The 15,218-nt window shown below is 44.5% G+C and carries 11 protein-coding genes; 3 read left to right on the top strand and 8 right to left on the bottom strand.

Features of this window, described 5'->3' with window-relative positions; translation table 11 throughout:
• Positions 1-5: 5 nt before the first annotated feature.
• Both rnr and ABD943_RS08640 read right to left on the bottom strand, forming a co-directional pair.
• The gene (rnr, locus tag ABD943_RS08645; protein ID WP_345292793.1) at positions 6-2,384 is read right to left on the bottom strand and encodes a ribonuclease R; all 2,379 of its coding nucleotides are present in this window, start codon (positions 2,382-2,384) and stop codon (positions 6-8) included.
• Positions 2,385-2,518: 134 nt separating this feature from the next.
• Positions 2,519-2,812, bottom strand: a complete 294-nt coding sequence (locus ABD943_RS08640) for an outer membrane protein assembly factor BamD (protein ID WP_425559470.1) — start codon at positions 2,810-2,812, stop codon at positions 2,519-2,521.
• 131 nt (positions 2,813-2,943) lie between these two features.
• On the opposite strand from ABD943_RS08640, the gene hldE reads away from it, so the two are divergent.
• The gene (gene hldE / locus ABD943_RS08635) at positions 2,944-4,377 is read left to right on the top strand and encodes a bifunctional D-glycero-beta-D-manno-heptose-7-phosphate kinase/D-glycero-beta-D-manno-heptose 1-phosphate adenylyltransferase HldE (protein ID WP_345292792.1); all 1,434 of its coding nucleotides are present in this window, start codon (positions 2,944-2,946) and stop codon (positions 4,375-4,377) included.
• 46 nt (positions 4,378-4,423) lie between these two features.
• On the opposite strand, the gene argH is transcribed toward hldE, so the two are convergent.
• Genes argH through ABD943_RS08605 form a run of 6 tightly spaced genes read right to left on the bottom strand, consistent with a single transcriptional unit; the run spans position 4,424 to position 11,326 of the window.
• Positions 4,424-5,740, bottom strand: a complete 1,317-nt coding sequence (gene argH / locus ABD943_RS08630) for an argininosuccinate lyase (RefSeq protein ID WP_345292791.1) — start codon at positions 5,738-5,740, stop codon at positions 4,424-4,426.
• Positions 5,741-5,752: 12 nt separating this feature from the next.
• Positions 5,753-6,679 (bottom strand): N-acetyl-gamma-glutamyl-phosphate reductase, encoded by a 927-nt coding sequence (argC, locus tag ABD943_RS08625; RefSeq protein ID WP_345292790.1) that lies wholly within the window; start codon positions 6,677-6,679, stop codon positions 5,753-5,755.
• The gene (locus ABD943_RS08620) at positions 6,676-7,998 is read right to left on the bottom strand and encodes an acetylglutamate kinase (RefSeq protein WP_345292789.1); all 1,323 of its coding nucleotides are present in this window, start codon (positions 7,996-7,998) and stop codon (positions 6,676-6,678) included. Before ABD943_RS08620 ends, argC begins: the two co-directional genes overlap by 4 nt.
• On the bottom strand, positions 7,991-9,100 hold the full coding sequence (locus ABD943_RS08615) for an acetylornithine deacetylase (RefSeq protein ID WP_345292788.1): 1,110 nt from the start codon (positions 9,098-9,100) through the stop codon (positions 7,991-7,993). The genes ABD943_RS08620 and ABD943_RS08615 overlap by 8 nt, the downstream gene beginning before the upstream one ends.
• Positions 9,100-10,308 carry an argininosuccinate synthase gene (locus tag ABD943_RS08610; RefSeq protein WP_345292787.1) on the bottom strand — a complete coding sequence of 403 codons (1,209 nt, stop codon included), beginning with the start codon at positions 10,306-10,308 and terminating at the stop codon, positions 9,100-9,102. Before ABD943_RS08610 ends, ABD943_RS08615 begins: the two co-directional genes overlap by 1 nt.
• 10 nt (positions 10,309-10,318) lie before the next feature.
• A complete protein-coding gene (locus ABD943_RS08605) occupies positions 10,319-11,326 on the bottom strand; it encodes an N-acetylornithine carbamoyltransferase (protein ID WP_345293363.1) in 1,008 nt (335 codons plus the stop codon).
• 418 nt (positions 11,327-11,744) lie between these two features.
• Between ABD943_RS08605 and ABD943_RS08600 the strand changes: the two genes are divergently transcribed.
• On the top strand, positions 11,745-13,526 hold the full coding sequence (locus ABD943_RS08600; protein WP_345292786.1) for a choice-of-anchor I family protein: 1,782 nt from the start codon (positions 11,745-11,747) through the stop codon (positions 13,524-13,526).
• A 157-nt stretch (positions 13,527-13,683) separates the two neighbouring features.
• On the top strand, positions 13,684-15,186 hold the full coding sequence (locus ABD943_RS08595; RefSeq protein WP_345292785.1) for a S10 family peptidase: 1,503 nt from the start codon (positions 13,684-13,686) through the stop codon (positions 15,184-15,186).
• Positions 15,187-15,218: the final 32 nt, after the last annotated feature.

Raw genomic sequence — 15,218 nt, 5'->3', positions numbered from 1 at the left:
CTTACCTATCGTCGATTCTTTTTTCCGCTTTTACCGCGTTTCTTTTTTACATTCTTAGCGCCCTTCTTACCATCCGCGTCGGCTTTTTTGCCTTTATGTTTAGAAGATGGCTTACCACTCTTGGAGAGTGAGCCTGAGCGCTTCGCTTTTGCATATAGCTTTCTTCGTTCGGAGCCTTTGACTTCCTCGCGCTTTACTTTTTCTCGCTCAAGCAACTCGAAGTCAATATTGCGCTGATCTAGATCAACTTTTGCAACCTTAATTTTTACTCGATCGCCGACTCGGAAACTTTGTCCTTTACGCTCTCCAATCAAGCGCATTTTCGTCGCGTCGAAATGGTAATAATCATCACCGAGTTCACTAATATGAATCAAGCCTTCAACAAACAACTCATCCAGTGCAACAAAGATACCAAAACTGGTGACCGTTGCTACGGTTCCCCAATATTCATCTCCAACACGGGTCAGCATGTATTCACACTTCAACCAATCAACCACATCACGCGTCGCTAAATCGGCTCGCCGCTCAGTCATTGAGCAGTGTTCAGTAAAATTCACCAACTCTTGTTCAGTATAGGCTTTACCACTCTCTGCACCGGTGATCTTATGCTGTTTAAGCAAAGCCTTAATAATTCGATGCACCAATAAGTCCGGATAACGTCGAATCGGTGATGTAAAGTGGGTATAAGAATCAAATGCCAGACCGAAGTGCCCCTCATTTTCAGGGCTATAAACCGCTTGCATCATTGAGCGCAACATCATGGTTTGAATCAGCTCATAGTCCGCACGACCTTTAATCGACTCATGTAGCTCTCGATAATTTTTAGGCTCAGGCTTATCACCACCAAAGAGGAAGATCCCAAGTTCACCTAAAAAGGCCCTAAACTTTTCCAACCGCTCTTCGGAAGGGCCTTCATGAATTCGATAGACACCAGCCAGCTCACTACTTTCAATAAACTCAGCCGCCGCAACATTAGCGCAGATCATGCACTCTTCGATAATTTTATGAGCATCATTACGAGTGCGACCGACGATATTTTCAATCTTGCGATTCTCATCAAATATAATTTGCGTTTCAGTCGTCTCAAACTCAATCGCTCCACGCTTTGTCTTGCGACTGATGCGTGCTTTAAATAACTCATACAACTCTTCGAGTTCAGCCACACGCGGCTGATACTCTTTACGCAGCTCCTCGTCGCCACTCAAGATGGCCCATACTTTCTCATAAGTAAAGCGTGCGTGTGAGTGCATGACAGCAGGGTAAAACTGCGAATCAACGACCTTACCCTCGGCATCAATATCCATTTCCGAAACCATGCATAAACGATCCACATTTGGATTCAATGAGCACAGGCCGTTAGATAATAATTCTGGCAGCATGGGTACCACGAACTCAGGGAAATAAACCGAATTACCACGCTCAATCGCTTCCTTATCGAGGGCGGAGCCTGGTCGAACGTAGTGACTCACATCCGCTATCGCGACCCAAAGCTTCCAGCCGCCATTTTTTTGCTTTTCGCAATACACCGCATCATCAAAATCACGAGCGTCGGCACCGTCGATAGTGACCAAAGGCAACTTTCTCAAATCAACCCGACCTTCCGAATCAGTCGCCGACACTTCAACCGGTAACTCGGTTACTTCTGAATTAACCTCTGCCGGCCACTCATGCGGGATCTGGTGATTACGAATTGCAATTTCGATTTCCATACCAGCGGATAAATGGTCACCCAAGACTTCAGTGATAATACCGCGAGCATGTTGATTCTTTTTAGGTCGCTGCACGATTTCAGCAACAACGACTTGGCCTATTTTTGCACCAAGAGTATCATCCGGAGAGATAATCAGATCGTGTAAAATTCGTGAGTCGTCAGATGAAACGAAGACTAATCCACTTTCTTCAAACAAGCGGCCAACGACATGGTGAGTCGAACCATCAAGAATCTCAACGATAGCGCCTTCAGTTCGGCCTTTCTTATCGATTTTCTTAACGCGAGCTAGGACTTTATCGCCATGAAACACGCTGTGCATTTCTCGCGGAGATAAATACCAGTCATCACCGCCCTGCTCGAGCGCAAGATAACCGTAGCCATCACGGTGCGCAAGCACCTTCCCGCGAACTAAGTCCGTCGCATCAACCAAGCAATATTTACCCTTACGGTTGCAAATAAGCTGTCCGTCACGCTCCATCGCGTTCAAGCGCTTGTGCAGTGCTCTTTTTTGCTCAGATTCTTCGATATTGGATTTTTTTGCAATGGTTTCAAAAGACACAGGCTCTCCTGAATCCTCTAACAACTGCAAAATAAATTGACGGCTGACAATAGGATTGTCGTACCGTTGTGCTTCTAACTCAGCTTGTGGATCTTGATGAGGCTTTTTTGGCATATATTCATCCTAATTTTTTGTCATTGTATCTATTATCCCCCCCACTAACCAAGCCTAATTCGGATATAAGGGCACAAATAGTAAAAAAGCGGCCATGTGACCGCTTTTTTGGTGTTATTCATGACCGTTTTGAGTTATTGCCCTTTTTTAGACTCACGAATGTAGTATCTCGCTTTCTCTGCGTTATTAACACAAGCATCATAACTCTCAAAAGTCTGGTTAGTTTTGGCTGCTGTTAACAAACTCGCTGCTTTGGTGTAATTCACCGTCCCAGCAAAACCTTCACTCTTAGCAAAGTTCAGCTCCTTGTAGGCCACATCGACTGATTGGCGACACTGTTCAGCACTGTAACCTTTTCTGGCACCTGCACACGACACTAACATCAGTCCCATGGCGCAAACAGCCATCAATACTAAAAACTTCTTCATTTCAAACCTCCAATCTGTAATTTACTGCGTAATAGTCTACCGTAAACTCTTTGATATTAAACAAAATATCTCTCAACTCTTACATCACCAAGGTTAACGCGATATGATTAATATACCCTTAACTTTGGCTCATGAGACAGAATTTGAACCTAAGTCTTCCAAAATTTAACAATTCTAGCGTGTTGGTGATTGGCGATATTATGCTCGATCGCTATTGGCACGGTAACGCAGCGCGCATATCTCCTGAAGCGCCAGTGCCCGTAGTCAACATCAATAACACCGAAGATCGCGCTGGCGGCGCTGGCAACGTTGCTTTGAATATTGCAGTTCTTGGCTGTGACGTTACTTTATGCGGCATCACTGGCGATGATGAAGCGGCAAGCAGTTTAGAAGAAATCTTAAAACACCATAAGGTTGACTGTCGCTTTGAGAAACGAAGCAATCAACAAACCATCACCAAGCTGCGTCTGATGAGCAGAAGTCAGCAACTGTTACGCGCTGACTTTGAGAAAGACTTCTCCCTGACCAACGGTTTAGATATTGAGCGCTTAAGCAAACTCATCGAGCAACATGATGTGGTCGTGTTATCCGATTATGGCAAAGGCACACTAGCCGATCCCCAGCCAATTATTCAGGCAGCCTTATTGGCCAATAAGCCAGTGATTGTTGATCCCAAAGGTTCGGACTTCACTAAGTACCGACAAGCAACGCTAATCACACCCAACCAATCTGAGTTCGAAACCATCGCAGGCAAACCAACTTCCGAAGATCATTTCCTTGAGTTAGGAAGAAAGCTTCGCCAGACGCTCAGCATTGATCATTTATTAGTGACGCGAAGTGAAAAAGGCATGGCGCTATTTAGTGCAAATCAAGAGCCTTATTTACAACCGACCCAAGCTCGGGAGGTTTATGATGTCACTGGTGCTGGCGATACCGTTGTGGCGACGCTAGCCAGTGCGATGGCCACAGGGGCGTCGCTCAAAGAATCGGTGCAAATTGCAAACTTAGCGGCGGGTGTTGTGGTAGGAAAACTCGGTACTGCAACGGTCAATACGCAAGAATTAAGCTACGCCATGTTACAGCAGCAACCACTGCAACAAGGCGTGATTGGCGAGCTTGAGTTAGTGGAACTCATTAAACAAGCAAAAGCCTCTGGCGAAAAAATTGTCATGACCAATGGCTGTTTCGATATTTTGCATTCAGGACATGTCACTTACCTCAAACAAGCGGCAAAACTTGGTGATCGCTTAATCGTTGCGGTAAATAGTGACGACTCGGTAAAACGTCTCAAGGGAGAGAGTCGCCCTATCAACCCGTCTCAGCAACGGATGATTGTTCTGGCTGAACTGTCGAGCGTAGACTGGGTCGTTGAATTTACCGAAGACACACCACAACGCCTTATCGAAGCGCTTTGCCCTGACGTGTTGGTTAAAGGTGGCGATTACAAAGTTGAACAAATCGCTGGCTCGGAGAGTGTTTTGAACAACGGCGGTGATGTCATCATCCTCGATTTTGTTGACGGTGTTTCAACCACAAAGATTATTGAAGCCGCCAAAAGTAAATAACCCCACTCCCACGGCGACAACAGTCGCCGTGCTGCCTCACTCAACCTCAAAGTTCAGACTTTAACGCCTTTAATCGATCCGAGATTTCCACCAACAACAAGTCTCCACAAGCGCCTGGCGACACTCGGGCCTTTATCGAGTCAGCAGCCTGCCGATCTTGCAATTCATCATAATTATGCTTGATATGACGATAAGCATCCCTAAAGGCCATCCCTTCATTAATCACTAATTCCACCGCTTTATCAGTAGCAAACATTGATGCGTCAATAGCCGCTTCACAACGCGAAGTATTGATGGTCAGCGATTGAAGTAGTTCAGGCAAAAGGTCGAGACACTGCGTCGCCGATTGAACGCCTCTCAACAATGCCCCTTTGGTATTTTGTAAATCACGTTGATAGCCGCTGGGTAAAGACAATAAAGATTCCAATTCATTATAAGCACCGACTAACTGAGAATAAGACGCTCGCATTAACTCCACCGCGTCCGGGTTATGTTTATTCGGCATAATAGAAGAGCCGGTACTAAAATGATCACCAACGTCAACAAAGCCATACTCCGCAGTCGAAAACAAACTCAAGTCCCAAGACAGACGGCGAACATCCAGCAACGCATTTTTAAAGTTGGAAAGCACTTGTAACTCGATCTTCCCTCGACTATTTTGTGCATAGATGGGATTCACTTGTTTACGATTGAAACTCAGTGCTTGCGTGGTGTAATCTCGATCCAGTTTCAAGTTAACGCCATAGCCCGCAGCAGTACCGAGTGGATTAGAATTGATCAGATCATGAGTATCTTTAGCTTGTGTCGCATTATCGACAAAAGATTCTGCAAAAGCAGCAAACCACATTCCCCAGCTTGAGACGACGGCTCTTTGTAGGTGGGTATAGCCCGGAAGTACCACAAACTCATACTTCTGGGCCAATTCTAAACAGGTATCCGCAATCGCAATAGATTGTTTTTGTAATCGTAAAAGTGCATCGCGGCAGTACAATCGAGTTGCAGTCGAGACTTGATCGTTACGACTTCTCCCTGTGTGAATTTTTTTCCCTGTCTCGCCAAGTTTATGGGTTAAGTACCATTCAATGGCCGAGTGACAATCCTCAAAGCGCTCATCCAGCACAAATGTTCCGCTAGCAAACTCTTGCGACAGTAACGATAAGGCTTCGTTAATCTGACTCAATTCTTGTTCACTCAATACACCAATTTTCATGAGTCCTTCAGCATGAACTTTGCTGGCCTGGATGTCATAGAGCAATAAATCACGATCTGAAATAACATCATGTCCCGACATAAAGTTGGTAATTTTCCCAAGTAAGGCAGAGCCGGCGTTATTCTGGCTTTTGCTCCAAAGTGGTTGCGTCATAAAGTGTACCTCTTATGTCAAAGCTTCAAGCTGTGGAAGCCCAAAAGTAATGTTGATATTCTGGATGGCCTGAGAAGCAGCCCCTTTGAGTAAATTGTCCAGCGCGCAATTCACGGCTAAGTGAGTTCCATCGTCCGATAAAGTCCAACCTCCAATGATGGCATGACAGGTCTTTGCGACTTGGGTTATTTGAGGCGCCTCACTCTGTACCTGCACCAGTTCGGCATTGTAGTAGTAGTCTTGATAAAGTGTTTCGATCTCACCTTCACTAACAGATTCTATAAGTGGAATGTGCGAGGTTAAACTTATGCCCCTAAAAAACTCGGCAACATGAGGTGAAAATTTAATGTCCACATCAAGCTGGTAGGACACTTCTTTTTCGTGCAAGTGATTCGCCAAGCTATAGGGCATAATATTACCAGCTAATAACGCGGTATTATTTTTATCCGAAGGGGTGGTTCCAGCACCACTATATCCCGACACGCCGAAGCAGCTCACTCTCGCCGCGATCAAATGGTTCACAGGCGCCAAGCTCAACTGCATTGCTGTCGCATAACACCCTGGATTACTGATTCGAGATGACACTTTCTGCTCAACAACTTCAGGTAAGGCATAATGCCAAGAAGGATCGAACCGATAATCCGCACTGAGATCAATCAAAGTGGTCTTCGGGCAGTGACTATCAATAGCGGTAACAAAGTCAGATGATAAACCATTAGGTAGCGCTAAAATAACCAAGTCTGGCGATAACTCAACTAAGTCTTGCGGACTTAAATCCCGATACACCAGCTCTTTTTTTCGATAGTGCTTTACTGCCTTTCCCTCAAGCTCCCTTGAACTCGCGGCGATTAAATCAATCGATGAGTGCCGAGATATCAGTGTCATTAACTCTGCGCCAACATAACCTCTAGCCCCAATTAAAACTGCTTTGATGCTCATATCGCCAGCCCCTCATAAACAGTGCGGTTTTTGCTCTCAGCAAAGTTAACGCAATATTCGATATCGGGATACTTCGTGATGCCCAGCCAGTAGACTTTCCACTGATCACACTTCATAAAGCCATCTGCAACAGAAGCATAAAACTTGTTGATAGGATTATTGAGACCCGCTCTCCAAAAAAGCTGTGAGTTTTTCCTCACCACCTTATCCCACAGTGCACGACCAATGCCCTCGCCTTTGGCATCATCACTGACCACAAATTTATCCAAGTAAGGAATACCGCCGGTCTCGACTAAAACAATCGCTGCTCTATAACATTCAGTGACATACACTTTATGTAATGGAACACTCAAAAAGTAATTCGTATCGAGCTGTTTGTTGAAGGATGACTCAATGAGTCTTTTAAGCTTCTCTTGGTCAATCCCGTCCCATGAATTTGAAACTACAGCTTTCTCGCCCATATTGACCAGTGTGCCGGACCCTTTATCGGTAAAAAGCTCTTTGGCTAGGAGATCAGGTTTCGTGATCGATACAGACGTTGCTGCTGGCATGACTTCCAAAATATCTTTAATCTTTTGTAACTTTAGTTTCATGCCTGAGTGAACCCACGGTTGTTGAATCAGATATTTGTAGTTATTCACAATACTGATATTAGGGATAATGAGCCCCTCCTTGTTAAGAACACCTCCCGTCTCAGTCAGAAAAATAATTTTGTAAGGTTGTATCGCTTTCGCCAAGCTAAAAGTTGCAGAGTCTGCATTAATATTGACTATCTGTCCTGCGCAAGTTTCACCTATGGGACTGACCACCGGAATCCGCCCTTTTTGAACGGAATTAAGTAATTGATCAACTTGCACAGAAGTAATCTCTCCAACCAACCCAAGTGATGATTGATGATCAAGATCACACTCAAAAACTCCTGAATAAAAGGAGGTCGCATCGACGCCAGCTTCTTTAAGCTTCGCAGCCAGGTTATGGTTTTCACCAATAAAAACATCACGCGCTGCTTTAAGAACTTCTGGGCTAGTGACGCGTTGCCCCTCAATAAATCGCGTATCAATATTATTCTGAGCTAACTTTTCGGTCAGCTGTGGGCCAGCACCATGAACAATAATCGGCGTTAAACCAACTTGCTTTAAGAACGTTAGCGATGTCACAAGGTTGCTCATATCTTCTTTTAAAATATTGCCACCCACTTTAATAACCGCGAACTTTAACCCCTGCTCTGAAGAAAATCGTTTCAGGTACTTCCTTATCTGAGTTTCGCTTTCCATCACGGTTAACAACTTATAAATCGTGTCCTTCACTGAGCTAGCCATGACTTAAAATCCTCCAATACTGCTTCATTACTTTTTCCAAGTCCGATTTTAATACCCACTCATTTGCGGTGTGAGCTTGCTCAATGGAACCAGGGCCAAATACCAGCGAGGGATAACCTGCTGCGGAAAACAGCGCCGCTTCGGTCCAAAAACTAACAGGGCTTCCTACTGGCAACTTTAGAGCATCTGCGAGTGCTTTATTGTCAAGATTCGACTGACAAGCAGGCAGTGATGGTGCTTTAAATCCAATGTCTACAGTACTGTTGTTTAAGTGAGTATCCTCCAACAATTCAACTAAAGTATCCTCAACATCATTACCTGGTAATGGCCGCATTCCAAACGTCACTTTTGTGCTTGGTGCAATGATATTGGGTTTAATGCCGCCTTCGACTTTGCCGATATTAAGGCAAACTCCAGTTAGATTGTCATACTGGTGATTGAGTTTTTCCTCGCCCCACTCAACGGCTTTTACCATCCAATAAGCAGCTTGATGGTTGCTGTTTTCCTTTAGTGCACGCGGCTCAGAACTGTGGCCACTTTCTGCTTCAAAATAAGCAGTCGCAGTAACAATGCCTCGATGGGCTAATACCGCTTTTGCTTGAGTTGGTTCTGCTACAATAACGCCTTGATACGAGTGTTTATCCTTGAGAAATGATGTTACGCACAAACTGTTTCCATGCTCCTCATCCGATGAAAATAGTACCGCATAATCATTTAAGCCAGCTTCAATACAGGCCAACAGACAAGCCGCCGCACCTTTGATATCACAAGCACCTAATCCATAAAACTTACCCTCGCCTTCATGCAGTTCAAAAGGATCGGTATCCCAGCCCTCGGTTACAGGCACCGTATCAATATGATAATTAAACAGATACTTGGGTTGGCCTTTAGTCGCCAGTATATTGACTGAACCATGACCATAATCCGTGACTTTAATGTCAGCATCATGCAATTGACTTTGTAAGTATTCGACTATCCCTGATTCAATAATATTTCTTGGAGGGTTGGTCGTGTCAAAGCTCACTAAAGCCCTCAAGTGTTTTTTAACCAGCCCCATTGTAGGAGCTGATTGAGTCTTGGCAATAATATTGAGTAATGACATCAGAAACCACCGTCTGCTTTCTGGACGCTTGACCAAGTCGCAGTGCTTTGGCCAAACAACTTGATAAAACCTGTAGCTTCCTCAATACCCCAGTTTGCTTTCTGCGCATACTCAACGTCTTTGTTGATGATCATATAAGAGCTATCGATAGCCACAGCTTCCACATGACCCGCGCTAACTTTAAGCTCAACTATGCCAGTAACATTTTTTTGAGACGATTCTAAAAACTTCTGAATATTCGCCGTCAGTGGGTCGAAATAAAATCCCTGGTAAACCAACTCAACCCACTTTTTTGCAAGCAATGGCTTAAAGTGATTTTGTTGTTGCGTCAACACCACTTCTTCTAAGGCTTTATGCGCAGCCAGTAACCCCATTAAAGCTGGCGCTTCAAATACAATTCGTCCTTTTAATCCAATAATGGTGTCGCCGGTATAGATGCCGCGACCAATGCCATAGCCTCCAAGCATAGTGTTTAACTGTTGCATGGCAGCGACACCATGCAGCGCCTCACCATTGATCGCCTTAAGCTCTCCTTCAACAAACTCAAGCTTTAAGTTAGTCGAAGTAGATGGTCTCTTCTCTGGCAAGCTCGTTAAAATATAAGTGTTATCTTCAGGCGCTAGCCACTTATCAATCGCACCTCCTGAGACGGTTACCCCAAGTAAGTTTTCGTTAATACTGTATTTTTTGTGAGTTGCAGAAACCTCATGTCCTTTGTTTGCTAGGTAATCAATTTCATACTGACGAACGTCAGTAATGTCTTTTTGAATGTCGCGTATGGGCGATAGTATTGTTAAATCACTTAGCGCCTTAATCGATAAATCAAAACGTACCTGATCATTCCCCATCCCCGTACAACCATGCGCCACATAATTGGTCTGTAATTTCTTACACAATTGGACAGCTTCTTTGGCTATTAAGTACCGATCTGCACATAACACGGGGTATTGATCTTGATACAATGCATTCCCCCAAACCAATGGCTTAATGATGGTGTTCCACAACTCCTGTTGACCATCAATCGTCCAGTGTTTTTCTGCACCGAGCTTAATCGCGGTTTGCTCTATCTCATCCACAACTTGAGTGCTCACACCACCGGTATTAACGAATAGCGTATGCACTTCAAATCCCTTATCAATTAAATAAGGCACGCAAAAACTGGTATCCAAACCGCCCGAAAATGCTAAAACAACTTTTTCTTTATTCACAATGCTCACCTTAAGAATGATTAATTAACGTATTCATAATGGATTTCTGGACATGCAACCGATTGCCCGCTTCCTCGATCGCAATACAGTTTTTCGAGTCAACGACTTCGTCCGACGCTTTTATATTTCGTCTTAATGGCAAACAGTGACTAAACAAGGCATTGTTGGTTTTTGCCATTTTTGCTTCATCCACCATAAAGTGCTTGTATTGATCTCTGATGGGCTTTTCTTTTTCCCACTGGCCAAAGTAAGGTAACGCTCCCCAACTTTTGGCATACACCACATCGGCCCCTTGGTAAGCACTATCAATATCGTGCGATACAGTCAGTTGATGACCGTGTTGGGCGCTGTAACTTTGTCCCAGAGCCATGTAGTGCTCATCCAGCACGTAATCGTCATTCGGACACAACAAAGTGACGTCCATGCCAAACTTACTGGCTATCATTAAGGCTGAGTTTGCTACCGCTGTGTTTAATGGCTTCGGATGATAAGTCCAAGTCAGGACATACTTTTTGCCCTTCAAGTCACCTAAATTTTCTTGTAACGCCATGATGTGCGCTAACTCTTGGCAGGGGTGAGTAATGGTTTCCATATTGATCACTGGTACGCTTGAGAAATGAGCTAGTGACTTAATCAGCTTATCCTGACGATCCTCTTGCCAGCTCTCAAACTTTGGGAATGCTCTGACGGCGATGAGATCACAGTAACTCGACAATACTTGAGCCACTTCTTTGATGTGCTCTTCGGCTTCGCCATCCATGATTGAACCCAGCTCAAATTCAATCGGCCAAGCATCTTTTCCAGGCTGCAAGATAACAGCTTGGCCACCGAGTTGATGCACGCCTAATTCAAAGCTCGTTCGTGTTCTCAAAGAAGGGTTAAAAAATAGTAGTGCAACCGACTTCTCTTTGAGCAGCGGTTGAAATTTATTGTTTTTGAGTGCTTTGGCAAAGTCGATCATCTCCTGCAAGGAGTGCTGCGACCAGCTTTCGGTACTTAAAAAATGTTGCATGGCAATTCCTGTTAGTCATGCCATCGGGAGGGGATTTTAGTGACGCATAAAAAAACCCAGCCGATGGCTGGGTTTTAAATTCTGTTGTTTTTTGAAGATACTTATTTCAACAACGTGCTACTCCCAGCCGGCATAATACGGCTGCGACGTCGTTGTTGTGTGGTATTACTGCTGTTAGCAGTTAAACATAAGTTAAGTATCATTCGTATTCTTTCTCTATATGTCTGTGTTTGGCTACATTCGCTGATTTAGGTCAATCTTTACTCCACGATAAGAGCAAGTTGGCGTCAACGACAATGAATTTACACTCTAATTTTTTTCTTGTAAAGCGTTTATGACTTTTTATTCTAAGGGCTAGATGTCATCATCCTGTCATAATATCGCCGCATAATCAGCAAAGATGTTGATAATTAACGAGTCTTTTATGAAAAAAGTCGTGTTCAGCTTATGTGTACTATCATCGCTATTAATAAGCTCACTGGTGGCCTGCAAGACAACGGCTCCAACCTCGCCTGCTGCTGAAAGCAGTTTGAAGCTCGAGCTGGTTGCACGCCATGTCTCTGGACAATACGGCGAGGGAGCGGCTGAAATTTTAGGCTATGATGCAAAGCATCATAATTTGTATGTGGTTAACGGCGCTGCTAAAGCCATTGATATTATTCCAATTTCAAGCTTACCCGACGAGGTACTTCCACTTCCCTTCAGCGGCCAAAACCTAACCAGCCAACGTCTCAACTTGCCTTCGTCGATTGATACCCATGAGCAAGGCAGATTAACTATAGGCTCTCCCAGCTCACTGAGTATTCATGACGAACTGATGGCCGTCGCGGTCACGCACAGCGATGAACAACAAGTAGGCGCCGTACTCTTTTATCAGCTTCATAGTAATCATACGACTTTTATTAAAGCAGTATCGGTCGGCTCACTTCCGGATATGGTGACATTCACTCATGACGGTACTCTTGCTCTAGTCGCCAACGAAGGCGAACCCAGTCACGATTACCGCAATGATCCTGAAGGTTCGATTAGCATCATTGAGATAAGTACTGAGATGAGTACTAAGATAGGTACTGAAATAGGTACTGAGATTGCTAATACAGCCACGCACCTTAGCTTTGCTCAGTTCAATAACCAAAGGGCTGAATTAGAGCAATCAGGGGTTAAATTTGCTAGCCCTGAAGGCACCTCTGTAGCCCAAGACCTTGAGCCGGAATACATCACCGTCAGCGTCAATAATGATAAAGCTTTTGTTAGCCTCCAAGAAAATAATGCCATAGCGATTATCGACTTAGCATCAAAACGTATCGATGCCATTAAAGGACTCGGCTACAAAGACTGGAGTCAATACAAGATTGATGTTAGCAACAAAGATGGCGTTAATGCGGCCTATTATGAAAACCTTTATGGCCTCTACCAACCGGACTCTCTAGCCAGCTACCAAGTTGACGGCAAAACCTATATTTTAAGCGCCAACGAAGGTGATGCCCGAGAATATATTTACTCAGCTACCAAGGCAGAGTGTTTAGCTGCTGGCCATAAGTATGATGACGAGGATGGGTGCATCAGCTACAGTGAAGAATACCGCGTTAAAAAACTCTCGATTAAGTCACCCTCGGTTATTGATTCCTATTACAAAAAAGATGGCATTGGCCGCCTCAAAGTCACTAACGTACTCGGTGATGACAACAATGACGGTATGTACGACAAACTCTACAGCTACGGCGCACGCTCATTCAGCATTTGGGATGAAGAAGGTCACTTAGTATTTGATAGCGGTGATTACATCGAACAATATCTTCTCAAACACTATGGCGAGGACTTCAATAACAACGAATCTGAGAACCAAGGCGATAGTCGTTCTGATGATAAAGGTGCTGAGCCAGAAGCACTCATCACCGGTGTTATTGAAGGCAGGACCTATGCCTTTCTGGGATTAGAGCGACAGGGTGGCATTATGATTTTCGATGTGAGCGATCCACGTCAACCGGTTTTCCAAAGTTATACCAACAACCGTGACTTCAGCCAAGAATTTGAGATCGATGATGATACAGATCCTGTTACCTTGAAGGGTGCTTACGATCAGGTCGGCGACTTAGCGCCCGAAGGGTTAGTTTTTATCAGTGCAGCAGATAGCCCAACGGGCAAGCCGTTACTGGCTGTTGCCAATGAAGTCAGCGGCAGCGTCTCTATTTATAGCATTCAGTAAGATATTGATTAATCAACGGAAAGTCGCTCAATTGAGTGGCTTTTTTACATCTTGTTACGATTTACTCAAATAACTATTCTCGTCTCACTTTGCCCACTAGCCGTTACTTGCTAGTCTCTATCTTTACCTTAAGGTTTTAACGCATTGGGGAGACACCATGAAACAGCTTGCCTACTCTGCTCTACTGGCAGTGAGTCTTAGTTTTAGTCCACTGGCTTTAGCCGAAGACAAAAAAGAATCGACACCAAACCCATACCCTGAAGAAAAGACTATCGTCACTGAACACTCTGCCGAGATTGGGAATAAAACCATCAAGTACAAAGCGACGACTGGTAACTCCTTTGTCTATAACGACAGCAATGAAGTAATCGGCTCTATCTTTTTTACGGCATATACCAAAAAAGGGACCAACTCCAAAAATCGTCCCATCACCTTTGCCTATAATGGCGGGCCTGGCTCAGCATCTGTCTGGCTGCATATGGGTGCTTTAGGTCCTAAGCGTGTGGTTATGGATAAAGAAGGTTTTCCTTTAAAGCCACCTTTCGATTTAATCGATAATGAGTACTCCATTCTAGATCTCACCGATATTGTCTTTATCGACCCTGTCGGAACTGGTTACAGTCGTCCGCACGATAAAGGTACAGCAAAAGATTTCCACGGTGTATGGGAAGATATTGAAACAGTCTCTGAATTTATTCGCCTTTATATGACACGCAACGAACGCTGGAGCTCCCCAAAATTCCTTGCGGGCGAAAGTTATGGCACTACTCGCTCAGCCGGTATCGCCTATCACATGGGACAGAACCACGGCGTCTACTTCAATGGCGTCATGCTGATCTCAAGCGTGCTTGACTTTCGTTTGGATGATTTCAGCGACCGTAATGGTATTTTAGCCCCAGTGACCATGTTACCGAGCTATACCGCCGCGGCCTGGTATCATAAAAAACTTAACGCCCCGCTTGATGCAAATTTACAAAACTCGATAGAACAAGCTAAAGAGTTTGCCATGAACGATTATGCCTTAGCATTATTGCAAGGCGACGAGTTAGAGTCTCGTCGAAAAATGGCTATCGCAGAGAGAGTCGCGGACTTTACCGGTCTATCCGTTGACTTGGTGATGGAAAAAGATCTGCGCATCACCCTGAATGATTTCTTGCACAACGTAAAGCGTAAAGAAGGCGAAACCATTGGTCGCCTGGACAGCCGCTTCACAACGCCAGAGTTAGACGCCATGAACAAGCGTGGCTATCGCGATCCAAGCTATATGGCGATTCATGGTACTTACACCGAAACACTAATGACTTATCTTTCAACAGAGCTCAACTACAAGTCTGACTTGCCTTACCACATTCTCGGTGGCGGTGTTAAAAGCTGGAATTACGAAGACTTCAACCGTCAAAGTAACGACATCAGCGATAAGTTAACCAGTGCCATGCTGCGTAATCCAGATATGCAAGTATACGTCGGTAACGGCTACTACGACTTCGCCACACCGTTCTTCGCCACCGAATACACCTTCTCACACATGGGGCTTCCTAAGTCATTAAAAGATAACGTACACATGTATTATTACGAGTCGGGACACATGATGTATATTCGTGAGTTCGACTTAATAAAGCTAAAGAAAGACTTGGCGGAATTCTTCAAAAAGTCTCTGTAAGACTTTAATCTTTTTACGCCCCCTTAGAGTTA

The sequence above is a fragment of the Kangiella marina genome, from assembly GCF_039541235.1.
Taxonomy (GTDB): Bacteria; Pseudomonadota; Gammaproteobacteria; order Enterobacterales; family Kangiellaceae; genus Kangiella; species Kangiella marina.
The sequence above is the reverse complement of the archived record's forward strand: the minus strand, read 5'-3'. Positions and strand labels throughout refer to the sequence as shown.

What these genes read in the sequence shown, in the direction of transcription:
- rnr (WP_345292793.1), bottom strand. Translation starts at nt 2,384, where the DNA reads ATGCCAAAAAAGCCTCATCAAGATCCACAAGCTGAGTTAGAAGCACAA.
- ABD943_RS08640 (WP_425559470.1), bottom strand. Translation starts at nt 2,812, where the DNA reads ATGAAGAAGTTTTTAGTATTGATGGCTGTTTGCGCCATGGGACTGATG.
- hldE (WP_345292792.1), top strand. Translation starts at nt 2,944, where the DNA reads ATGAGACAGAATTTGAACCTAAGTCTTCCAAAATTTAACAATTCTAGC.
- argH (WP_345292791.1), bottom strand. Translation starts at nt 5,740, where the DNA reads ATGACGCAACCACTTTGGAGCAAAAGCCAGAATAACGCCGGCTCTGCC.
- argC (WP_345292790.1), bottom strand. Translation starts at nt 6,679, where the DNA reads ATGAGCATCAAAGCAGTTTTAATTGGGGCTAGAGGTTATGTTGGCGCA.
- ABD943_RS08620 (WP_345292789.1), bottom strand. Translation starts at nt 7,998, where the DNA reads ATGGCTAGCTCAGTGAAGGACACGATTTATAAGTTGTTAACCGTGATG.
- ABD943_RS08615 (WP_345292788.1), bottom strand. Translation starts at nt 9,100, where the DNA reads ATGTCATTACTCAATATTATTGCCAAGACTCAATCAGCTCCTACAATG.
- ABD943_RS08600 (WP_345292786.1), top strand. Translation starts at nt 11,745, where the DNA reads ATGAAAAAAGTCGTGTTCAGCTTATGTGTACTATCATCGCTATTAATA.
- ABD943_RS08595 (WP_345292785.1), top strand. Translation starts at nt 13,684, where the DNA reads ATGAAACAGCTTGCCTACTCTGCTCTACTGGCAGTGAGTCTTAGTTTT.